Raw genomic sequence first — 21256 nt, 5'->3', positions numbered from 1 at the left:
CTGGAAAACCTCGGTCGGGGTGTGGGAGTGGAGCCCGGGGCGGGGCCCGGCCGGGCCCCCGCCCCCAGGTCGTCAGTTGCCCCTGGACGCGCCCCAGGACTTCGCGGCCGGGGACTCGAAGAACGTCGCGACCGGCTCCTGCACGCCGTCCTTCCCGATCTTGTTGATGCGGGACTGGTAGCTCACGATCGAGTTGCCGTCGCCGAGGTCGATCGGAGGAAGGATGTCGTCGAAGGAGACCTTGAGGTCGACCATCGCCTTCTTGACGCCCTCACGGGTCAGCGTCTTGGCCTCGCACGCCTTGCGCAGCGCCTCCACGACCACGGTCCCGTTGATCCAGCCGCCGACCTCGAAGTTGTCCGGCTTCGCGTCGGGGGCGTAGGCCTCGCGGGCCTTGTTCAGCGCCCGGATGCCGGCGTTGTCGTCGTTGAGGGTGCCGTAGCCGCCGGAGACGTAGTAGTTGTCCAGCAGGCCCTTCAGGGGCTTCCCGAGGCTGGACGACCAGGCGCCGGAGCTGGACACGAAGGTCGGCTTGTAGCCGAACTGGGCCGACTGGCCGATGATGCCGGCGGTCTGGGCGGGTGTGACGCCCAGCATGACGATCTCGGCGCCGGCGCTCTTGAGGCTGTTGATCTGGGCCGTGAAGTCCTTGTCGGCGTTGGTGTAGGTCGGCTCGGCGACGACCTGCACGCCCGGCGTGGCCTTCGCCGCGTGGTTGAGGGCGCCGAGGTAGACCTTGCCGGTCTCGTCGGCCGACGTCACGAACCCGACCTTGACGGTCTTGGAGGCGGCGGCGCCGGCCTTCTCGGCGGCCCAGACCAGGCCGTTGATGAGCTCGACCTCGAAGGGCGGCATGGCGACGTAGACGTTCGGGAGGTCGAGGGTCTGGGTGTTGATGGACGCCGAGAGCGTGGGCATGTCGTCCCGCTCGATGCTGGTCCGGACGGCGTTCAGCCCGGCGGTGCCCACGAACTGGGCAACCATCAGGTTCTTGGGCGCCGCGGCCCGGTACTGCTGGGTGGTGATCTGCGGGTCGTACTTGGTGTCGCGCTTGTCGACCACGACCTTGCGCCCGCAGACGCCGCCCTCCTCGCGGTTCACCTGGTCGATCTTGGCTTCGACACCGAGCGAGCCGGCGATGCCGCCCTGGGCGATGGGCCCGGAGAAGTCGCTGATCACGGTCACGCTGATCTCGTCGTCGGTGACCCCGGGGCCCATGGCGACGCCGTCGGCGCCGGTCCCGGACTTGCCGGAGCCCGAGCCGCCGCATGCGGCCAGAGTCAGCAGCGGGGCGACCGCCAGCGCGGTCAGTGACTTTCTGAGCATGGGGGGTTCGTCTTTCTCGGTCGATGGATCCGCGCAGGTGACACGGGTCACAAAGATTAGACCAGACTATACGGAAAGAGAAGAGAGAAGCTCTGCAAGTTGGAGAAGTGGTCGTGAACAGCGCTTTGTCCGGCCGTCACGGAGCTGGAACGTTCCAGCTGGAGGAGCGCCGGAGCCGGGGGGTGCTGGAGCGGGGCCGCCCGTGTCAGCTGGGGCCCGTGTCAGCTGGGGCCCGTCTCGGCTGGAGCCTGTGCCGGCCTGAGCGGGACTCGTGTCAGCCTCGCCAGGCGAAGGTGATCTGGCGGTGCGCGAAGCGCCATCCCGCCTCGGTGCGGACCAGCCGGTCCAGGTAGTCGCCCGCGGCGGCCGGCTGCCCGTCCGTGCCCCGGAGCACGAAGTAGGCCCGCCCCGTCGCCCGCTCGTCGTCGGCCAGGTCGATGAGCACGTTGCTGTTCTCGTGGCGCGGCGACTCCGCCGTACGACCGGCGATCACCTTGGCGAGACCCTCGGCGCCGGCGAAGGCGGGCCCCCCGGTGATCTCCATGCCGCCGCCGGCGGTGAAGCAGTCGCGGAAGGACTCCAGGTCGCGGGCGTCGATGGAGAGGCTGTAGCGCGCGTAGAGCTGGGTGATGTCGGTGATGTGGTCGGACAACGGGGCTCCTCGTCGAAGGGTGGACGGTTAGGTCGGATCAGGAGCGGGGGGCCGCGGGCAGGCGGGAGAGCTCGTGGCGCCAGGCGACGTCCAGGTTGAGGCTTCCTCCGAGGTCGGGGAGTGCGGCCCGGTCGGCCTCGTCGATGGCGCGGGGGCGACCTCCCGCGGAGGCGACGAGCAGGCAGAGGTGCGCGATCTCGTCGATGGAGACGGCGCGGAGCACCGCCTCCGGGACCGAGCCGCCGGTGACCACCACCCCGTGCCCGCGGAGCAGTGCGGCGGCGTGGTCGCCAAGGTGCGCGGCCACCTCGTCCCCCAGCGCGTCGCTGCTCACCAGCACCGATCGGGGGTACACCGGGATGCCGCCGGCCACCAGGGCGGAGCCCGGAATGTCGTAGGCGCCGACGAGCGGCTCCAGCACCAGGCCGGCCAGGTCGGCGGCGACCGTGCGGCGAGGGTGCGCGTGCACGACGCACCGGACGTCGGGGCGCCGGCGCAGGATCCGGGCATGCAGGGGGAGTTCGTGCGGGACGGTCCAGCCGTCCAGTTCCCCGGCGAGGCCGGGTCCGCCGTCGAGGGTGACCACGCGCACGTCCCGCGCGGTGGTGGAGGCGAGGCCCGACTCCTGCGGGCCGCGGCACCGCACCAGGATCCGCTCGTCGTCGAGGCGGAGGCTGATGTGGCCGAGGAACCCCGGCGAGAGTTTCCGGGCCGCCAGCACGCGGCACCCCAGCGCCAGCTGGTGCCGGAGCTCCCGGAGGTCGTCGTCGTGGACGTCCACTGTCATCGGGTGGCCTCCTTGAGGGGTGCTGTCTCCTTGAGGGGTGCCGGCTCGCGGCGGGGCGCCGGCCTCGGACGGGTCACCGCGTCGAGCACCGCGGCCAACGGCGTGCCGCCGGCGATGGCCCGGCGTGCGGCCAGGGAGGCGCGCGGCCACCCCAGCGACACCGCGCCGGCCACGCGTCCGCCGCCCCACAGGGCGAGCAGCCGGTCCTCGTCCTCCACGATCCGGGGTTCGACATCGGGGTCCACGGCACCGAGCACCTGGATGGTGCGGCCGTGCTGGTCGCTCCACACCATGGGCACCTCACCGGGAGCCCGGGGGTCCGCGGGGTCGAGCAGGGTCGCGGCGATGCACCTGGCCTGCTCCTGGGCGGAGGCCCAGTGCTCGACCCGCCGGCCGGCGGCGCCGTCCGCGGTTGCCCAGGCGGCGACGTCGCCGGCGGCGAAGACGCGCTCGGCCCCGAGGGCGCGGCCGTACCGGTCACAGGCGATGCCGTCTTCGAGGTGAAGGCCCGACCCGGCCAGCCATTTCACGTCGGTCTCCGCTCCGATGCCCACCAGGACGTGGTCGGCGCGGAGCACCTCCCCGTCGTCGAGCCGAACCTCGATCCGGTCCGTGCGGTGGTCCAGGGCCCGAACGCCCCTGCCCAGCCTCAGGCTCACCCCTGCCTCCTCGTGCCACGCGAGGATCCGGTCGCCAACGCTGCGGCCGACGACGCGGGCCGGGGGATTGGGCAGCGGGTCCACCAGCGTGACCCGGCATCCCAGGGCGGTCGCGGTGCCGGCGACCTCCGAGCCGATGAAGCCGGCGCCGATCACCACGAGGTCGCCGCCGCGGGCGAGGGCGGCATGGAGGCCGCGCGCGTCGGCGAGCGTCCGCAGCGTGTGGACACCGGGTCCGGTCCAGGGCGACGGCCTCGCCCGGACCCCGGTGGCGATCACCAGCGCGCCGTAGCCGCACCGGCTTCCGTCGGACAGGGCGAGGCGGCGGGACGCGGTGTCCAGGCCCGTGGCCTCGACGCCGAGCAGCAGTTGCAGGCCGAGCCGTTCCGCCTCCGGGCGGGTGAGCAGCCGGACGGGCTCCGCGAGCCGTCCCTTGGACAGGGGCGGCTTGTCGTAGGGCTCCTCCGCCTCCCGGTCGATCAGGCGGATGCGGCCGGTGAAGCCGCCGGAGCGCAGGGTCCGGGCCACCGCGACGCCCGCCACCGACGCGCCGACGATCACCAGGTCGCCGGTCATGCTCCCTCGAGCCGGAGAGCCGCGGCGGGGCAGCTGCGGACGGCGCGGTCGACGCGTTCGCGGTCGGCCTCCGGAACCTCGGCGGCCAGCAGCACGACGAGGCCGTCGTCGTCGATGTCGAAGTAGTCGTCGGCCGCGATGACGCAGCTGGCGTAGCCTTGGCAGACTCCGGTGTTCACTGTCAGGGCGGGCACTCGGGCTCCTGGTTCTCGTGTCGTTGTCAGCTCTTGACGCCGGCGCCGCCGTCGCTGTGCAGCACGGTGCCGGTCATTCCCCGGGACATCGGCGACGCCAGGAACAGGTAGCTCCAGGCGTGGTCCTCGCCGGAGAGGGCCACCTGAAGGGGGACGCGGGCGGCGATGCTCGCGGCGCGGTCGGGACCGTCGAGGTGCTGACGGTCCAGCCCCAGGGACTGCGCGCCGGTCAGCCGGGTGCCGACGGTGCCCCCGGGGGCGACGCTGTTGACGCGGACCTCGGGGGCGAGGTCGTGGGCCAGCGCGATGCGCAGTCCGCGGACCGCGAACTTGGTGGAGATGTACAGCGCGCCGCCGCGGCCCGGCCGGTAGGCCGAGGTGGACTCCGTCAGCACGATGCAGCCGCGGCTGCGCCTCAGCTCCGGCAGGGCGGCGCGGACGCCGTGCATGGCCGCTCGGACGTTGACCGAGAACATCTCGTCGAAGGCGTCGTCGAAGGCATCCTCGGCGACGGCGTCGAGGGGGCGGTAGAAGTCGAAGATGCCGACGCAGTGGACCAGCACGTCCAGCCCGCCGTGGAGTTCCCGGCAGCGGTCCACCGCGTCGTGGTTGACCGCGGCCTCGCAGGCGTCCCCCTGGACGACGTCGACGCCGGGGAGTGCCGCGCGCAGGTCCGCGCACTTGGCCTCATCGCGCTCCACGGCCACCACCGCCGCTCCCTCGGCGGTGAACCGCTCCACCACCGCGCGGCCGATGCCCGATCCGGCGCCGACCACCAGCGCTCGCCGGCCCTCCAGCACGGGGGCGGTCATGAGGTCGACTCGCCCGTGTCGTCCTGCCCCGTGTCGTCCTGCCCCGTGTCGTCCTGCCCCGTGTCGGCCCGCGCCGTGTCATCCTGCGCCGTGTCGTCCTGCTCGGGGAACAGGGAGGTGAACGGACGGCCGACCATCGCGGAGAACGTCGCCGTCCCCTGCCAGGTGAGGGCCTCCAGCTCCAGCGGGTCCAGGGTGACCCACTGCCCGGATCGCGTCGCCTCGATCAGGAGGCGCACGCCGTTGCGGGTCCGGACGAGGCTCACCCGGGCCTCGGCGAACTCGTTGCCGAGGGTCAGGGGCTCGCCGACCGTCCCCGCCCGCAGGGCCGCCAGCTCCTGCGCGGCCTCCCGGGCGCGGCCCCGGTCCTCGAGTTCGCACTCCCAGTGCAGGCTCACAGGAAGACCGCCAGGTTCTGGGTGCGGAGCACCGACTCGTCGACCGTGATGTGACGGCGGGCGAGCCGCCAGGCGCCGCCGGCGCTCCGCAGCACGTCGCTGCGCCCGGCCGACACCAGGGACGGCTCGTTGACGTCGCCGCGGCTGCGGAAGAGCAGGACCGCCGACTCCACGAGGATCTCGCCGGGCACGTCGGTGGCGAAGGTGCGCACGTTGGACAGGTGGTGGCGCAGCCGCGACGGCGGGTCCTCGGTCCAGGCGTGCTCGGTACGCAGCCGGGCGACCCGGCGCTCCAGGGAGTAGAGGTCCTCGTCGAAGTGCGCCATCCGCCGGGCGGTGTCGTAGCCGGCGCCCTGGGAGGTCGTGACCCGGATCGGCATGAAGTAGTGGACGTCCTCGGTCATCCGGGCGAGCCATTCCTCGAGGTCCTGCCGGTCCAGCAGGTACGTCTCCTCGACCAGCCACTGGTGGGCGGCCAGGTGCAGGGGATCAGAGAACGGGAGCGGATCGCCGACCGGGGCGGCCTTGGTGGCCCGGGCGCCGAGGGGGCTGTCGGCCGAGGAGACGGGGTTGCGCGCGGTCACCGGGCACCGTCCCGTCCCGGGGCGCCGACACTGACGCCGGCCGGCCGCAGGGGCCCCGCCTCGATGAAGTCGGCCCAGCGGTTCATCAGGTGGCGCTGGTTGTACTCGCCGTACCCGACCCGGGACTCGCCGGGGCCCGCCCATCGGTCGCGGCCCAGGGGCGGGACGATGGTCGAGCCGTCGGGCAGCAGGCCCATCCGGCCGTTGAGGAGGAGCCGCTGCGCCATGGTGCCGCCGGCGGTGGCGGTCAGCGAGACCCAGTTCTCCACGTCGTCCTGCTCGAACATCCCGCTGCTGCCGAAGCACATCAGGTAGGCCTTGTAGGACAGCGCCTTGAAGTCCTCCGGGGCCTCCTTATCGACCAGGAACCAGGAGAGCACCTCGGTCTCGTTCTCGCTGATCGGCTGCCACTGGCGCAGCGACACGAACGGGAGCACGTCGTCGGAGTCGGCTACTCTGGGCCAGTTGTGGACGAGGCTGAGGTTCGGCACGATCGACGCCGCGGAGACCATGAAGCCGTCGCGCCCGATCAGGTCGAGTTGTTCGGCCGACCAGACCTGCTTCATCCGGTCGATCATCTCGTCGGGGTAGCCGACGTAGCGCAGCCGCTCCTCGAGCGTCCCCGGCGGGAGCTTGTAGGTGGTGCCCCCGCCGCCGGTGGCCCAGTAGGTCGTCCCGTCCTTGCGCTTCTCGGCCTTCGGCTCGCGGAACAGCCCGATCTCCACGACGCTCGCGTGGGTCTGCGGGGTGTGGTACATGTCCCCGGCGAAGTTCTCCGCGCCGATCTTCCAGTTGGCCTTGATCCGCCACCGCTGGGGTCCGAGCACCTCGACCCCGCTCGGGCTCTGCCGGGTGTAGTAGTCCAGGTAGAACGCGAAGTCGCCGAGGAACTCGCGCAGCGGCGGGGCGTCGGGGTCCAGGGAGACGAAGATCAGGCCGTTGACGGTGTCCATCGCCGGTGCGGGGAGGAGCCGCTGCCCGCGCTTGTTGAAGCCGGCCTCTCCGCCGTACGCCTCCCGGTGGAAGGGCAGGCCCACGATGCGGCCGTCGTTGCGGTAGGACCACCCGTGGTACGGGCAGCGGAAGTGCGAGGCGTTGCCCTGCTCGGCCCGGCAGACCTGCATGCCCCGGTGCAGGCACATGTTGAACATGGCGTGCACCGTCCCGTCGTTGGCGCGGCTGACGATGAAGGAGTTCTCCATGACGCGGCGGACCACGTAGTCGCCGGCCTGGGGGATCTCCGACTCGTGCGCCAGGAAGACCCAGGAGCGCGCGAAGACCGTCTCCCGCTCGGCGGCGAAGACCTCGGAGTCGTTGTAGATGTGCGCCGGCAGCATCCCGTCGCGCACGTGGCCGACGACGTCGGACAGGTCGAACACGGAGACCTCTTTCTGTAGTCCAGAAACAAATTCTGGCTACAGGGCCTTCCCTTGTCAAGGAGTACGTTTCTGATATCAAGAGAACTCGCTGCCGGTGAGGCAGTCGATCCATGCTCCAGCCCCGACGTGCGTCGGGCGGAAAGGTGGCACCTTGTCCGATTTCGTGACCGGTCATCCGTCGACGCACGGGGACAGCTACCAGCTGAACACCACCAACCTGTTCCGCCAGGCGGTGGCGACCCATCCGGAGCAGGAGATCGTCTTCCGGGACGCGGCCGGTGAGTGGCGCACGACGTCGTACGCGGCGACATGGCGCCGGGTGGCGCGCACGGCGCACGCGCTGGCCGGCATCGGCGTGGGTCCGGGCGACGTGGTGGGGGTCCTGGACTGGAACCACCTGCGGCATTTCGAGCTGTACTGGGCGATCCCCGGGATCGGCGCCGTGATGCTGCAGATGAACCTGCGGCTGGCCGCCGACGACCTCGCGTACGTGGTGGAGCACGCGGGCGCCACGGTGGTGTGCGTCGACGAGTCGCTGCTGGGGCAGGCCGAGGAGCTGGCGGCGCGGTGCCCGCAGGTGCGGCACTGGGTGGTGATGAGCGACAGGCCGCTGCCGGAGATCGAGACCTCGCTGCCGGACCCCCTGGACCACGAGGCGCTGCTGGCCCGCCGGGACGAGGAGTTCGACTGGCCGGTGATCGACGAGACCTCGGCCTACAGCGCGTGCTACACCACCGGCACCACGGGACGTCCCAAGGGGGTGTTCTACTCCCACCGGGGGATCGTGCTGCACACGATGATGTGGGCGGCCGACCAGGCGGTGGGCGACCACGACAACGTGCTGCTGACGACGCCGATGTTCCACGCCCAGTGCTGGGGGCTGCCGCAGGTGGCGGTGTACGCGCGGGCGCGGGTGGTCCTGCCGGGGCGCTTCTCCGCCGAGGAGATCGGCGTGCTCGCCCAGGCGATGGTGGACTACGAGGTCACGGTCACCAACGGGGCGCCGGCGATCTTCGCGCCGATGCTGGAGTACCTGCGCTCCCTGCCCGAGCCGCCGGACCTGTCCCGGGCACGGATGATCTCAGGTTCCACCGAGCCGCCGCTGAGCCTGATCAAGGGCTACCACGACCTGACCGGCGCCTCGATCGTCCACGGGTACGGCGCCACCGAGACCACGCCGCTGGTCACGTCGAACCGGCCCAAGCCGTCCCTGGAGGGGCGGCTGGACGAGCACGAGTTCTGGGACCTCAAGCGCTCCCAAGGGCTGCCCGTGGCCGGGGTGGACATCCGGCTGCTGGGCGCCGGCGGCTCCTTCCTGCCGCACGACGGGACATCGGTCGGGGAGATCTGCGTCCGGGGTCCGTGGATCACCGAGAGCTACTGGAAGTCGGACGACACGGACAAGTTCCACCGCGGCTACTGGCGCAGCGGCGACATGGGCGTGATCACCTCCGACGGGTATCTGAAGATCACCGACCGGCTCAAGGACGTGATCAAGTCCGGCGGGGAGTGGATCTCCTCCATCGACCTGGAGAACGCCCTGGCGGGCCACCCAGCGGTCCGCCAGGCCGCGGTGGTGGGCGCTCCGCACCCCCGCTGGCAGGAGCGCCCGGTGGCCCTGGTCGTGCCCGAACCCGGCCACGACGTGGACCTCGGCGGGCTCAGGACCCACCTGGCCACCACCTTCGCCAAGTGGCAGCTGCCCGACGAGATCATCGTCGTCGACGACCTGCCCAGGACCAGCGTCGGCAAGCTCGACAAGAAGGCTCTGCGCGAGGAGTACGCCGACTTCTACAGCGAGCGCTGACCCGCGGGCGCCGGGAAATCGGCCGGGGCTCGCCGCCCGCGGGTCACAGGTCTCCTTTGGCCTCAAGGCGGAGGAAGGCCTTGGCGATCGGCTTGGCGGTGAGTTCGACCTGCCAGGTGCGGGCACCGAGGTCGTGCAGGGCCGCCCCGACCGCCGACGCCGAGGCCTCCGCCGGCGGCGTCCAGGCCAGCCGGCGGACGTAGTCGGGCTGGACGAGGTTCTCCGACGGCATGGAGTGCTCGTCGGCGAGCGAGGCGATGACGGCGCGGGCGGCGGTGAGCCGCTTGGCGGCCTCCGGGTCGCGGTCGGCCCAGCGGTGCGCGGGCGGCGGCCCGTCGCCGGGGAGGTTGGACTCCGGCAGCGCCCGGTCGGACAGGTCGCGGGCGCGGGCGACGGCGCGCAGCCACGCCGACTGGTGCCGGCGGGCGCCCCGCCCCCGCATGGTGGGCAGGGCCTGCAACTCGGCGGGCGTCTTCGGGGCCTTCTGCGCCAGCTCGATGATGGCGGCGTCCTGCAGCACCCGGCCGGGGGACAGGTCCCGCTCGCGGGCGATCTTGTCGCGCGCCGCCCACACCTCGCGGACGGTGGCGAGCGCCCGCCGGTTGCGCACCCGGTGGATGCCGGACGTGCGGCGCCACGGGTCGGGGCGCGGCGCCTTCGGCGGCGTGGACAGGATCGCGGCGAACTCCTCCAGCGCCCACCCGAGCTTGCCCGCGTCCTCCAGCTCCTCGCACAGGGCGTCGCGGAGCTCGACGAGCAGCTCGACGTCCAGCGCGGCGTAGCGGAGCCAGTCCTCGGGGAGGGGACGGGTCGACCAGTCGGCCGCCGAGTGCCCCTTCTCCAGCACGAAGCCGAGCACGTTCTCGACCATGGAGCCGAGCCCGACCCGCGGGTAGCCGAGCAGCCGCCCGGCCAGCTCGGTGTCGAACAGCCGGCGCGGGACGAGCCCGACCTCCGCCAGGCAGGGCAGGTCCTGGTTGGCGGCGTGCAGCACCATCTCGGCGCCGGCGAGCGCGGCGTCGAGGCCGGACAGGTCGGGGCAGGCGATCGGGTCGATCAGCGCGGTGCCGGCGCCCGCGCGGCGCAGCTGGATGAGGTACGCGCGCTGCCCGTACCGGTAGCCGGAGGCGCGCTCGGCGTCGACCGCGACCGGGCCGGTGCCCGCGGCGAACGCCGCGATGACACGGTCCAGCTCGGCGGCGTCGATGACCACGGGCGGGACCCCGCCGCGCGGCTCCAGCAGCGGGACGGCCGGGGGACCGGTGTCGGCCTCCGCACCCTCCGGGCCCGGACCCGTCCCCGGTCTGGCGGGAACGGTCCCAGGCTGCTGCTCGACGGCCGTCTCCTCCGCACCGGTCTCCCCTTTGGGGCCGGTAGCGCGCGTTTCGGACACTCCCACTGCTTCCGTGTTCTCCCCCGCCGCCTCGGTCTTGGACGCTGTGCTCACGCCCCCTACCGTACGTCGTTCAACCGCCCGCGCCGTCAGGCCGATCCGGCAGCGCGGCGACGCCGGACGGCGGCAGCCCCGCCGTGGTGCACATCAGCTCGCACCAGGCCGCGACGTGGCCGGTGAGGTCGTCGCCGGTCGGCGACCAGGACGCGCGCAGCTCCAGCTCGGTGGTGGACGGCTCGTCGCGCTTGTCGCCGAAGCTCTCCGACACGGCGCGGGTGATCGTCCCGGACACGCCCGCGTACCCGGCGGGTTCGAGGACCTCCAGGAGCCAGTCCCAGGCGACGGAGCCGATCAGCTCGTCGGCGGCGATGTCGGGCTCCAGGTCGGCGCGGATGTAGGCGACGACGCGGAACCCGTTCGTCCAGCCGGGTCTGCCCTCCGGGTCGTACAGGACGATGAGGCGCCCGGTGGCGACCTCGGTGTCGTCGTCGCGGTAGACGCTGCCGGACATGGCCGCCGCGTGCGGCGCGAGGCGCTGCGGGGCGGGCATGTCCTCCAGGTCGAGTTCCGGCCGGACGGCGGGGCCGTCGAGGAACGCGCGCAACGTGTCGACGGCCCGCTGGAAGGCAGGTGGGTTCATGGGTGGACCGGCCTGGTCGCGGGGGAGTGGCTGGGCGCCGGGGAGTGGGTCGGGTCGGTGCTGCCGGGACGGGGGCCCGCCGCGCGCGGCGACGGGGGGATGCGGAGGGGAAACAGGCACGGCACAGGTGGTTTCGTTTCGGGGGCCGGGCCGCTCAGGCCACGGCCCGCACGGTGACGGCGCGACCGGCGGTTCGGCCGGGCGCCGGGACGGTCGCGGAGCCGGTCCGGGGGCTGCTCCCTGGCCCGGCCTCGCGGTCCGGGGCGGTCACCGGCGGCAGACCGACCAGGATGGCCGTGCCGCACTCGACGCAGGCCCGCTCGGGGCACTCCGCACCGTGCCCGTCCGGACACGGCGGCTGCTCGAACATACGTTCATCACCGCAGGTGGAGCAGTACAAGGGGGAACCTCCCTCGGCTATGACACGCATCACGTTCGCACGCGCCGGTGACAGAATGCGGGACTTCGCTCGGCGTGTCCGGAAGTTCGTTTCGGCTCGGCCGTCACCCCGGTGCGGTCCCGCGGGGGTTTCATGGGACCATCGCAACGTGACCGCTGACGCCGCCCGTTCGAACGACGACTCCGCGAAGCCGCCCGCGAAGGCGCCCGCAAAGGCCGCGCTCGCCGAGAGCCCCTTCCTGCTGGCCTGCCGCCGGCGGCCGGTGCCGCACACCCCCGTCTGGTTCATGCGGCAGGCCGGGCGCTCGCTGCCCGAGTACCTGCGGATCCGCGAGGGCGTCCCGATGCTGGAGTCGTGCACCCGCCCCGACATGATCGTGGAGATCACGATGCAGCCGGTGCGCCGGTACGCGGTGGACGCGGCGATCTTCTTCAGCGACATCATGGTGCCGCTCAGGGCCATCGGCGTCGACCTCGACATCAAGCCGGGCGTGGGGCCGGTGATCGCCGACCCGGTCCGGTCGGCGGGCGACCTCGACGCGATCCGCCCCCTCGTGCCCGACGACGTCCCCTACGTGACCGAGGCCGTCGAGGGGCTGGTCGGGGAACTGGGCGCGACGCCGCTGATCGGTTTCGCGGGCGGCCCGTTCACGCTCGCCTCCTACCTGATCGAGGGCGGCCCGTCCAAGAACCACGAGCGCACCAAGGCCATGATGTACGGCGAGCCCGAGCTGTGGGCGAGCCTCATGGACCGGCTCGGCGACCTCACGATCGCGTTCCTGAAGCTGCAGGTCGCGGCCGGGGCGAGCGCCGTGCAGGTGTTCGACTCGTGGGTGGGCGCGGTCGCCGCGGAGGACTACCGCGAGTCGGTGCTGCCGCACACCCGCCGCATCTTCGCCGAGATCGAGCCGCTGGGCGTGCCGCGCATCCACTTCGGCGTGGGGACGGGCGAACTGCTCGGCCTGATGGGCGAGGCCGGGGCGGACGTCGTCGGCGTCGACTGGAGGGTCCCGCTGGACGCCGCCGTCGGCCGCGTCGAGCCGGGCAAGGCGCTGCAGGGCAACCTCGACCCGGCCGTCCTGTTCGCTCCGTGGGAGACCGTGGAGCGCCGCGCCCGCGACGTGCTGGCCAGGGGGCGCACCGCCGAGGGGCACATCTTCAACCTGGGCCACGGTGTCCTGCCCTCCACCGACCCGGACGTCCTCGCCCGCCTCGCGGACCTCGTCCACGAGGCGAGCAGCGAGAACGAGGGCTAGGCGGGCGGCTGCTGCGCCGGTCCCGAGCCCGCGGCGGCCTTCTGCGGCTCGGGCGAGGCCGCCGGCGCGGGCTTGCGGCGGCCGCCGAACCGCTCGCGGAGCCGGAGCCGGCGGCGGAAGGCGAACAGCGGGTAGCCGATCACCGCGGCGGTGACGAGGAATGGCAGCAGCCACCCCAGCAGGGCGGCGAGGGCGCCGACGAACGCGGTGAAGGCGTCCCAGCCGTTCTGGAGCCCGCCGATGAACCCGCCGCGCTCCTCGTCCTTCTTCTCAGGCGCCGGGGCCTTCGTCAGCAGCGTCACGGTCACGGTCGCGTACTGCGTGCGGTGCTTGAGGGAGTTCTGCCGCGCCTGCAGCGACTCGAGGTCGGCCTCCCGCTGGGCGATCTCCTGCTCGACCTGGATGACCTCGCCGACGGAGTTCGCGCGACCGAGGAGCTTGCGGAACGACTCCAGCGTCGCCTTCGCCGACCGGACGCGGGCGTCGACGTCGGCGACCTCGCCGGTGACGTTCTCGGCGTCCTGGGAGAGCGAGAGCTTGGTGCCGAGCTGCGTGCCGAGCGCGTTCAGCACGTCGGTGTAGCGGTCGGCGGGGATCTTCAGCGCGATCTCCGACCGGGCCGGGTCGCTCGAACTCGACTCCTGCTCGACGTAGCCGCCCGCCGAGGCGACCATCTGCTTGGCCTTGGCGGCGGCGGCCTCCACGTCCCCGGCCCGGACCCGGAGGCTCGCGGTGTGGACGACCTGGAACTCGCTCGGCAGCGGCGCCCGCGACGCCTGCCCGGTCTTCCCGCCGGCCTCGGTGTTACCGCCCGTGGCGAGCCCGCCCTGGGCGGGGGCTCGCTGGGCGGGGGCGCCCGCGACGCCTCCCTGCGCGTCCGTTGCCGAGCTCGACGAATGGTCACCGCCGCCGCACGCGGCCAGGACCCCGGCCAGCAGCAGGACGACCAACGCACATGTGACGTTCCTGACGATCCGCATGGCGCTTGGACGAGGTGACACAGGTCACCGTTCCGCGGCATGAATCACGATCGGGCCACGAGGCGGGCATCGCCTGATCACGGCCCGGCCCCCGTTCGGACCGTGATCAGGCGATGGCCTCAGCCGTCGGTGAGCACGACGGGACCGCCGATGTTCACGGTTCCGAGCGTCCACAGGGCGCCGGTTTCCGGCACGACGGCCAGCGCGGTCGCGTAGATGTTGCTCCGGTTCGGCACGGCGGTGGTCGGGACGCGCTCCCACGTCCCGCCGCTGAAGCGGAGCAGGCCGGGCTTGGCGGGCTCGTCGAGGGAGTGGCCGAGAGCCCAGAGCGTGCCGTGCTCGCCCTTGACGATGCGGGTGAGCGCGTTGAGGCCGGACGGCGGGGTGACGCTCGTCCAGGCGGTGCCGTCCCAGTGCATCAGGACCGGCGAGGCCGGGGACGTCTTGTAGCTGATGCCGGTGGCCCAGGCGTCGGACGGGGACAGGGCGATCATGTCGGTGATGCCGGTTCCCCCGAAGGACGGCTCGTGCACGGGGACGCTCGTCCAGGACTGCCCGTCCCAGTGGTGCGCCACGAGCGTCTGGTCGTACTGGGAGGGGGAGCCGAGGACCCATATGTCATCGTCGGCCCGGATGTAGCTCTCCTGCAGGTAGACGCTCGGGAAGGTGGTGATGTGCGTCCAGGTGTCGCCCGTCCGGCGGTAGACGCCGTCGTCCACGGTCACCCACACCCCGGCCGCGCTCGCCTGGAGGCTCAGGCTCCTCGACGCGGACGGCAGGGCGACCTGCTCGAACTGCGAGCCGGTGAAGTGCCCGAGGTAGGGGCCCGACACGGACGCGCCGTCGCCGAACCTGGGGCCGGTGATCCACACGTCCTCGGGGCCGGCGGCGTCGACGTCGACGATCGAGCCCCGGCTCGGCAGGCCCTGGAGGGCGTACTCGACCCAGCCGCCGTTCTTCCAGCGCCGCACGACCGGGTTGCCCGGGATCGTCTGCCCGGTCCCCGGGATGGGGCCGGGGACGATCAGCTCTCCCTGGAGACCGGAGATCCAGACGCTGTCGGACGAGGCGGCCTCGACATCGTAGAGGTAGTTGTTCGGCCAGAAGAACGGCAGGGACACCGGCCTGAAGTCGCCCCGGGTCGCGGCCGAGGCCGGGGACGCGAGCCCGGCGGCCAGCAGGAGCGCCGCGGCGGCGGCCAGCGAAGCCTTCCAAGAGGTCATGCACGCCAGTATCTACTGGCACAGTGCTCCAGGTCTTGTCATTCCGGCGACAAAAAACGGTGCCGGCGAGACAGCGCGGACCCGATGTGATGCTCGCCGCTCCGGCCGCCCCGGTGCGCGATCCTGGGGAGCGTCTGGAAGGCTGGAGGGCATGACCACCTCCCATGCCGTCGTCGTCGGGGGCGGCATCGCGGGCCTCGCCGCCGCCCGCACGCTCGCCCGGGCCGGCGTGCGGGTGACCGTGCTCGAGGGCTCCCCCGAGATCGGCGGCAAGCTGCGCGTGAGCGAGATCGCCGGAATCCCCGTGGACGAGGGCGCCGAGTCGATGCTCGCCCGCCGCCCCGAGGGCATGGACCTCGTGCGCGACCTCGGCCGTACCGCCGACCTGGTGAACCCCGGCACCACCTCCTCGGCGATCCTCAGCCGCGGCGCGCTCCGCGCGATCCCGTCCGGCCAGGTGATGGGCGTCCCCTCCGACCTGAAGGCCCTCGCCGCCTCCCAGGTGCTGTCGCCGGCCGGCCTCGCGCGCGTCCCGCTCGACCTCGTCCTGCCGGAGACGCCGCGCGGCGCGGACGTGTCCGTCGCCGACCTCGTCGGCGCCCGCGTCGGCCGCGAGGTCGTCGACCGGCTCGTCGAGCCGCTGCTCGGCGGGGTGTACGCGGGCCGGGTCGAGCTGCTGTCGTTCGACTCGACGCTGCCCGCGGTCGCCGCCGCCGCGCGCGGCCACCGCTCGCTGATCAGCGCCGTCCGGGGTATCCGGGAGGCCGCGCCCAAGGACCCCGGCCCCGTGTTCGCCACGCTCCCGGACGGGCTCGGCACGCTCCCGCACCTGGTCGCCGCCGACGTCGTCGCCGCCGGCGGGACGGTCCGCACCGGCGCGACGGTCCGCGAGCTGCGCCGCCGCGAGGACGGCTGGCGGCTCACCGTCGGCCCGACCCGCGACCCCGAGTACCTGGACGCCGACGCCGTGGTGGTCGCGGTGCCGGCGGCCCCCGCGTCCCGGCTGCTCCAGCCGGACGTCCCCGCCGCCGCCCGGGAGCTGGCCGGCATCGAGTACGCGAGCATGGCGATCATCACGCTCGCCTACCGGGCCACCGCGTTCCCGCGGCTGCCGAAGGGCAGCGGCTACCTCGTCCCCGGCGTGGAGAGCGACCCCGGGCGCGGCGGCCGGGGGGTCAAGGCCGTCACGTTCAGCTCGGTGAAATGGCCGCACCTGCGCGACCGCGACCGCGGCCTCATCGCGGTGCGCTGCTCCATCGGGCGGTTCGGGGAGGAGCAGCTGCTCCAGCGGGCCGACGAGGAACTGGTCGCCACCGCCATGGCCGAGCTCGCCGCGACGTGCGGCGTCACCGAGCTGCCCGCCGAGACGCGGGTGACCCGGTGGGGCGGCGGCCTCCCGCAGTACAACGTGGGCCACGCCGACCGCGTGGCCAAGGTCCGGGCCGCGGTCGCCGGGACGCCGGGCCTCGCCGTCGCCGGCGCCGCCTACGACGGCCTCGGCATCCCCGCGTGCATCGCCTCGGCGCGCGCGGCGGCGACCCGGGTGCTGGACCATCTGCGCAGTCGAGAAGGAGTGGATCATGACCGAGCCGGCGGGCAAGCCGAAGGCACGCGAACTCAATAACGTCATCCGCTACACGATGTGGTCGGTCTTCCGCGTCGCGAAGCCCGGCACGGTCGGCGAGCAGGACGCCGCCGAGGTGCAGGACCTCCTCGACCAGGCCGCCCAGAAGGACGTCACCACCCGCGGCGCCTACGACGTCGCCGGCCTGCGCGCGGACGCCGACTACATGTTCTGGTGGCACGCGCCCACGTCCGACGACCTGCAGGAGGTCTACAGCCGGTTCCGCAGGACGGCGCTGGGCCGCGCGAGCGAGCCGGTGTGGTCGCAGATGGCGCTGCACCGCCCGGCCGAGTTCAACAAGAGCCACATCCCCGCGTTCCTCGCCGACGAGCAGCCGCGCGACTACGTGTGCGTGTACCCGTTCGTCCGGTCGCTCGAGTGGTACCTGCTGCCGGACGAGGAGCGCCGCGCGATGCTCGCCGAGCACGGCAAGATGGCGCGCGACTACCCCGACGTCCGGGCCAACACCGTGTCGGCGTTCGCGCTCGGCGACTACGAGTGGATGCTGGCGTTCGAGGCGGACGAGCTGCACCGCATCGTCGACCTGATGCGCCACCTGCGCGGCGCGAAGGCGCGGCTGCACACCCGCGAGGAGATCCCGTTCTACACCGGCCGCCGCAAGCCGGTCGCCGAACTGGTCGCCAACCTGGCCTGACACGGCCGATGACGGGCCGGGCCGGGGGCAGGGCCCCAGTCCGTGACGAAGCCCCCGGCCGACAGCCCGGGGACGGCATCGCGAGACCGCCGTCCCCGCTGAGGCCCGGCCGGGTCGGCTACTCGGCGGGTTCGAGGGTCAGCGAGATCGAGTTGATGCAGTAGCGGTCGTCGGTCGGGGTGCCGTAGCCCTCACCGTGGAACACGTGCCCGAGGTGCGAGTCGCAGACCGCGCACCGGACCTCCGTGCGGACCATGCCGAGCGAGCGGTCCTCGATCAGCACGACCTTGTCGGACTCCGACGGCTCGTAGAACGACGGCCAGCCGCAGTGGCTCTCGAACTTGGCGTCCGACCGGAACAGCTCCGTCCCGCAGGCGCGGCAACGGTACACGCCTACCGTCTTCGTGTCGGTGTACTCGCCGGTGAACGGCTTCTCCGTGCCCGCCTCGCGCAGCACGTGGAACTCCTCGGGGCTGAGCCGCGCCCGCCACTCGTCCTCGCTCTTGCGGATCTTCTCCATGCCTCCGAAAATACCCGGCGAGGCCGTGCCCGGGGACTGTCGTGCCCGTGGGTTAACGTGCAGTCATGGCCTCGCCCTACATCGAGATCCCGGTCGGGGATCGGCTCGTCAAGGTGACCAATCCCGACAAGGTCTACTTTCCGGAGCACGGCTACACCAAGCGGCAACTGGTGGAGTACTACCTGGCCGTCGCCGACGGCATCCTGCGCGCGACCCGCGACCGTCCGACGACCCTGGAGCGCTGGCCCGCCGGGGTGTTCGAGGGCGCCCGGATGGCCACCCGCGAGGACTACGCGCGCGGCCAGGCCGGCATGGGCGCCGGCAAGTCCGACGCGTTCTACCAGAAGCGCGTCCCGAAGGGCGCGCCCGACTGGGTGCGCACCGCCCGCATCGCCTTCCCCAGCGGCCGCTTCGCCGACGAGGTCTGCCCGACCGAGCCCGCCGTGATCGCCTGGGCCGCGAACCTCGGCACCCTCACCTTCCATCCGTGGCCCGTCCGCGAGGGCGACGTCGATCACCCGGACGAGTTGCGCATCGACCTCGACCCGCAGCCCGGCACCGACTTCTCCGACGCCGTCCGCGTGGCCCTCGGCCCGGCCCGCGACCTGCTGTCGGAGCTGGGCTACACGGGGTACGTCAAGACGTCCGGCAAGGGCGGCGTGCACATCTACGTCCGCATCGAGCCCCGCTGGACCTTCACCGAGGTCCGCCGGGCCGCCCTGGCCTTCGGCCGTGAGGTGGAGCGCCGTGCTCCCGCCGAAGTCACGACCAAGTGGTGGAAGGAGGAGCGCGGCGAGCAGATCTTCATCGACTTCAACCAGAACGCCCGTGACCGCACGATCGCGTCGGCCTACAGCGTCCGCCCGGCCCCGCACGCCCCCGTCTCGGCCCCCGTCACCTGGGACGAGCTGCCCGGCGTCGACCCTCGCGACTTCACCATCGCCACCATGCCGGCCCGTTTCGCCGAACTGGGCGACCTCCACGCGTCCATCGATGACGAGTCGTTCTCGCTGGACACCCTCCTCGACATGGCCGACCGCGACGAGAAGGACCACGGACTGGGCGACATGCCCTATCCGCCCAACTATCCGAAGATGCCGGGCGAGCCGAAGCGCGTCCAGCCCAGCAAGGACACCGATAACCACGCCTGACCGGCACCGAGCGCCCGCCCGGTCCCGGCCCGCCGCCCGGGGCGGGCGGCAGGCCGTCCCGGGTCAGTAGAGCTCGCGCTCCTGGACGGGAAGGGTGACCGTCGCCGGGCCGCGCCAGGTCGTGGCCGGCTGCGGCGGGGCGACCAGGGCGGTCGGGTCGTCCCCGGCGGCGGCCACCGGGACGGTGATCGAGGAGCCGCGCAGGTCCAGGGTGACCTGTGCGCCGGTCGGGGTCTCGGTGTTGTAGTCGGCGTCGGTGCCGGCCAGGACGAGGGCCAGACGGTGGCCCTTCTTCAGGAGGTACTCCTGGCTGAGCGTCTCCCATTGCACGTTGTAGTACCGGCCCGGCTCCAGGGGCCTCGGGCGGCTCAGGGAGCGGTCGTTCTGGGCGTCGAGCCAGCCGCGGGCGACCACGTTCACCGGGGACGTGACCGTCGTGACCTCGGTCTGCCGGTAGCAGGCGTCGTCGGCGGGCGTGCTCTCGCCGTGGCAGTCCTCGGTGCCGAGGGTGCGGATGCCCGAGCCGGAGCCGAGGTAGTTCACGCGGGTGTCCTCGCCGTAGTCGACGAGCAGTGCGGTGAGGTTGGCGGTGGGCCGGTCGAGCTTGATCTTCAGATGGGCCTCGGGGGTGCCGGACAGGCGTCCGGTCCGGGGGAGCGGGCCGGAGACGAACGCCGTCCGGTACGGCCGGTCCGCCGCCGGGTCGGAGACCATCGCGCTCTCGGCGTGGCCGTCGCCGCGCGGGCCGGGCGCGTCGGTGAACGCGGCCGTCGTGCCCTCCGCGGCGCGTTCCGCGCCGAGGGCGCCGCCGGCACCGGGGCGCAGGACGACGTTCCGGGCGTCGCGGGACGGCCAGTCGCGCTGGCTGATCCACCGGTCGGGGCCGATCTCGATGTCGGCGCGCGGCTCCCGCATGATGCCGTTGGGGATCTGCTGCAGCTCGTGGTCGAACCAGCGGTGCAGGGTGTCCACCCACGCGTCCCGGCGGGTGTCGAACGGGTCGACGTGGCCGCGCTGCGTCAGCCATACCTTGCGCTCGACGCCGCGCCGCGCGAGCGCCCGCCACCACTCGGCGAACTGGTCGTCCTTGACGTTCAGGTCGTTGACGCCGTGCGCGGCGAAGACGCTCGCGCGGACGCGGGACGCGCGGGCGATCGTCCCGTTCCGGTAGTCGGCGGTCCTCCAGTAGGCGTTGTAGTCGCCGGTCGCGTCGTCCTCGCCCTCGTCCAGGCCGGCGTTGACGGGCGCGCACTTCTCCGGCGGGTCGGTGTCGACGTAGCTCGCGAGCCACGGCTGCTCGTCCGTCCAGTACTTCACGCCGTTCATGCGGCTGTAGCCGTACCAGCTGCTGATCGCCGAGATCGGGACGATGGTCTCCAGTCCCTCGACGCCGGTCGCGGCGACGCCGTTGGCGAGCGTCCCGTCGTAGGACTTGCCGATCATGCCGGTGCGGCCGGTCGTCCATGCCGCCCGCGCGGGCGTGCCGTCCGGTCTGTAAGCCTTCGCTCGGCCATTGAGCCAGTCGACCACGGCCTTGCCGCCGAGGACGTCGCTGGGCCCGCCGCTGACCGGGCAGCCGTCGGAGCGGGTCGTCCCGACCATGTCCACGGCGAGGAAGGCGTACCCGCGCGGGACGAAGTAGTTGTCGTAGAACAGGGGGAACTTGACCGGGTTCCCGGCGGAGTCGTAGGTCTTGCGCTCGCTCTCGTTGCCGCGCCCCGCGTTGTCGTAGTACGGGCTCTCGTCCATGATCACCGGCACCTTGAGGCCGTGCTCGGTCTCCGCGGGCCGGATGATGTCCACGTTGACGCGGTCCTTCCTGCCGTCCCGGTCGCTGTCCACGCTCGACTCGACGTAGACGTGCTCGCGGATCGCGTCCTTGTAGGAGAAGACGGGCTGGGTCGCGCCGTCCTCCACCACGATCTCCGGGGACGGCTGGGCCAGCGCGGTCGCACCGCCACTCGCGCCCGCGAGCACCGCGCCGGTCAGCGCGGCCACCGTCATCGGCAGCGTCATCGTCCGCCGGGTCCGTTCCACGGATCGCCTGGTCAACCCGCACCTCCAGGGGCCGAGAAATGATCTCTCTACGGGGGCACACGCTCCTCGCCCCCGGACGCCCGGTAAAGGGCGGCGCACGACGAACTCGGACCGGATTTGGTCACGTCCTGCCCTTGCGGTCGCCGGTCCGACCGAAACCCCGATCTCGGTCTGTCCGGGAACGGCGTCGGGGATGCTCGGCGC

General features: G+C 72.7%; 21 protein-coding genes. 5 read left to right on the top strand and 16 right to left on the bottom strand.

Annotated features, from left to right (window positions below; genetic code table 11):
- Positions 1-72 precede the first annotated feature (72 nt).
- The 9 genes from SM418_RS04345 to SM418_RS04305 all read right to left on the bottom strand — a co-directional run bounded on the left by SM418_RS04345 (position 73) and on the right by SM418_RS04305 (position 7367).
- On the bottom strand, positions 73-1326 hold the full coding sequence (locus SM418_RS04345; protein ID WP_371939225.1) for an ABC transporter substrate-binding protein: 1254 nt from the start codon (positions 1324-1326) through the stop codon (positions 73-75).
- A gap of 274 nt (positions 1327-1600) precedes the next feature.
- On the bottom strand, positions 1601-1978 hold the full coding sequence (locus tag SM418_RS04340) for a nuclear transport factor 2 family protein (protein ID WP_371939223.1): 378 nt from the start codon (positions 1976-1978) through the stop codon (positions 1601-1603).
- A gap of 37 nt (positions 1979-2015) precedes the next feature.
- Positions 2016-2765, bottom strand: coding sequence for a 3,4-dihydroxyphthalate decarboxylase (gene phtC, locus SM418_RS04335; protein WP_371939222.1), 750 nt, complete (start codon positions 2763-2765; stop codon positions 2016-2018).
- Positions 2762-4000 (bottom strand): NAD(P)/FAD-dependent oxidoreductase, encoded by a 1239-nt coding sequence (locus SM418_RS04330; RefSeq protein WP_371939221.1) that lies wholly within the window; start codon positions 3998-4000, stop codon positions 2762-2764. The genes phtC and SM418_RS04330 overlap by 4 nt, the downstream gene beginning before the upstream one ends.
- The gene (locus tag SM418_RS04325; protein ID WP_371939220.1) at positions 3997-4194 is read right to left on the bottom strand and encodes a ferredoxin; all 198 of its coding nucleotides are present in this window, start codon (positions 4192-4194) and stop codon (positions 3997-3999) included. Before SM418_RS04325 ends, SM418_RS04330 begins: the two co-directional genes overlap by 4 nt.
- A 26-nt stretch (positions 4195-4220) precedes the next feature.
- A complete protein-coding gene (locus SM418_RS04320) occupies positions 4221-5006 on the bottom strand; it encodes an SDR family oxidoreductase (RefSeq protein WP_371939219.1) in 786 nt (261 codons plus the stop codon).
- The gene (locus tag SM418_RS04315) at positions 5003-5404 is read right to left on the bottom strand and encodes a hypothetical protein (RefSeq protein WP_371939218.1); all 402 of its coding nucleotides are present in this window, start codon (positions 5402-5404) and stop codon (positions 5003-5005) included. The genes SM418_RS04320 and SM418_RS04315 overlap by 4 nt, the downstream gene beginning before the upstream one ends.
- A complete protein-coding gene (locus tag SM418_RS04310; protein ID WP_371939217.1) occupies positions 5401-5988 on the bottom strand; it encodes a 3-phenylpropionate/cinnamic acid dioxygenase subunit beta in 588 nt (195 codons plus the stop codon). Before SM418_RS04310 ends, SM418_RS04315 begins: the two co-directional genes overlap by 4 nt.
- Positions 5985-7367, bottom strand: coding sequence for an aromatic ring-hydroxylating dioxygenase subunit alpha (locus SM418_RS04305; protein WP_371939216.1), 1383 nt, complete (start codon positions 7365-7367; stop codon positions 5985-5987). Before SM418_RS04305 ends, SM418_RS04310 begins: the two co-directional genes overlap by 4 nt.
- Before the next feature lie 151 nt (positions 7368-7518).
- On the opposite strand from SM418_RS04305, the gene SM418_RS04300 reads away from it, so the two are divergent.
- A complete protein-coding gene (locus SM418_RS04300; RefSeq protein WP_371939215.1) occupies positions 7519-9174 on the top strand; it encodes a long-chain-fatty-acid--CoA ligase in 1656 nt (551 codons plus the stop codon).
- Positions 9175-9217: 43 nt separating this feature from the next.
- Here the strand turns inward: SM418_RS04300 and SM418_RS04295 are convergent, their stop codons facing one another.
- From SM418_RS04295 to SM418_RS04285, 3 genes are all read right to left on the bottom strand, one after another.
- A complete protein-coding gene (locus SM418_RS04295; RefSeq protein WP_371939660.1) occupies positions 9218-10417 on the bottom strand; it encodes an HRDC domain-containing protein in 1200 nt (399 codons plus the stop codon).
- Positions 10418-10640: 223 nt separating this feature from the next.
- Entirely contained in the window at positions 10641-11207 is a 567-nt protein-coding gene (locus tag SM418_RS04290) for a DUF3000 domain-containing protein (protein WP_371939214.1), read from the bottom strand.
- A gap of 154 nt (positions 11208-11361) precedes the next feature.
- Complete coding sequence (locus SM418_RS04285; RefSeq protein WP_371939213.1) at positions 11362-11577, bottom strand: hypothetical protein; 216 nt, start codon at positions 11575-11577, stop codon at positions 11362-11364.
- A 268-nt stretch (positions 11578-11845) separates the two neighbouring features.
- Between SM418_RS04285 and hemE the strand changes: the two genes are divergently transcribed.
- The gene (gene hemE, locus SM418_RS04280) at positions 11846-12862 is read left to right on the top strand and encodes a uroporphyrinogen decarboxylase (RefSeq protein WP_371939659.1); all 1017 of its coding nucleotides are present in this window, start codon (positions 11846-11848) and stop codon (positions 12860-12862) included.
- On the opposite strand, the gene SM418_RS04275 is transcribed toward hemE, so the two are convergent.
- Together SM418_RS04275 and SM418_RS04270 are read right to left on the bottom strand one after the other, a co-directional pair.
- Positions 12859-13842 (bottom strand): DUF4349 domain-containing protein, encoded by a 984-nt coding sequence (locus tag SM418_RS04275; RefSeq protein ID WP_371939212.1) that lies wholly within the window; start codon positions 13840-13842, stop codon positions 12859-12861. The two genes, hemE and SM418_RS04275, sit on opposite strands and share 4 nt — an antisense overlap.
- 119 nt (positions 13843-13961) lie before the next feature.
- The gene (locus tag SM418_RS04270) at positions 13962-15065 is read right to left on the bottom strand and encodes a ligand-binding sensor domain-containing protein (protein ID WP_371939211.1); all 1104 of its coding nucleotides are present in this window, start codon (positions 15063-15065) and stop codon (positions 13962-13964) included.
- 151 nt (positions 15066-15216) lie between these two features.
- Here SM418_RS04270 and hemG point away from each other — a divergent pair, with 151 nt between their 5' ends.
- Positions 15217-16689: a protoporphyrinogen oxidase gene (gene hemG, locus SM418_RS04265; protein ID WP_371939210.1), complete on the top strand. Its 1473-nt coding sequence runs from the start codon at positions 15217-15219 to the stop codon at positions 16687-16689.
- Positions 16646-17344: a hydrogen peroxide-dependent heme synthase gene (gene hemQ, locus SM418_RS04260; RefSeq protein WP_371939208.1), complete on the top strand. Its 699-nt coding sequence runs from the start codon at positions 16646-16648 to the stop codon at positions 17342-17344. Before hemG ends, hemQ begins: the two co-directional genes overlap by 44 nt.
- 118 nt (positions 17345-17462) lie before the next feature.
- Here the strand turns inward: hemQ and msrB are convergent, their stop codons facing one another.
- Complete coding sequence (msrB, locus tag SM418_RS04255) at positions 17463-17864, bottom strand: peptide-methionine (R)-S-oxide reductase MsrB (RefSeq protein WP_371939206.1); 402 nt, start codon at positions 17862-17864, stop codon at positions 17463-17465.
- A 65-nt stretch (positions 17865-17929) separates the two neighbouring features.
- Here msrB and SM418_RS04250 point away from each other — a divergent pair, with 65 nt between their 5' ends.
- Entirely contained in the window at positions 17930-19015 is a 1086-nt protein-coding gene (locus SM418_RS04250; RefSeq protein ID WP_371939205.1) for a DNA polymerase domain-containing protein, read from the top strand.
- A 63-nt stretch (positions 19016-19078) separates the two neighbouring features.
- Here the strand turns inward: SM418_RS04250 and SM418_RS04245 are convergent, their stop codons facing one another.
- Positions 19079-21067 carry a Xaa-Pro dipeptidyl-peptidase gene (locus SM418_RS04245; RefSeq protein ID WP_371939203.1) on the bottom strand — a complete coding sequence of 663 codons (1989 nt, stop codon included), beginning with the start codon at positions 21065-21067 and terminating at the stop codon, positions 19079-19081.
- Positions 21068-21256 lie beyond the last annotated feature (189 nt).

Origin of the sequence: Actinomadura chokoriensis (assembly GCF_041463665.1) — a bacterium.
Taxonomy (GTDB): Bacteria; Actinomycetota; Actinomycetes; order Streptosporangiales; family Streptosporangiaceae; genus Spirillospora; species Spirillospora chokoriensis_A.
Note: the sequence above shows the minus strand (reverse complement) of the source record. Positions and strands in the feature narration are given on the sequence as shown.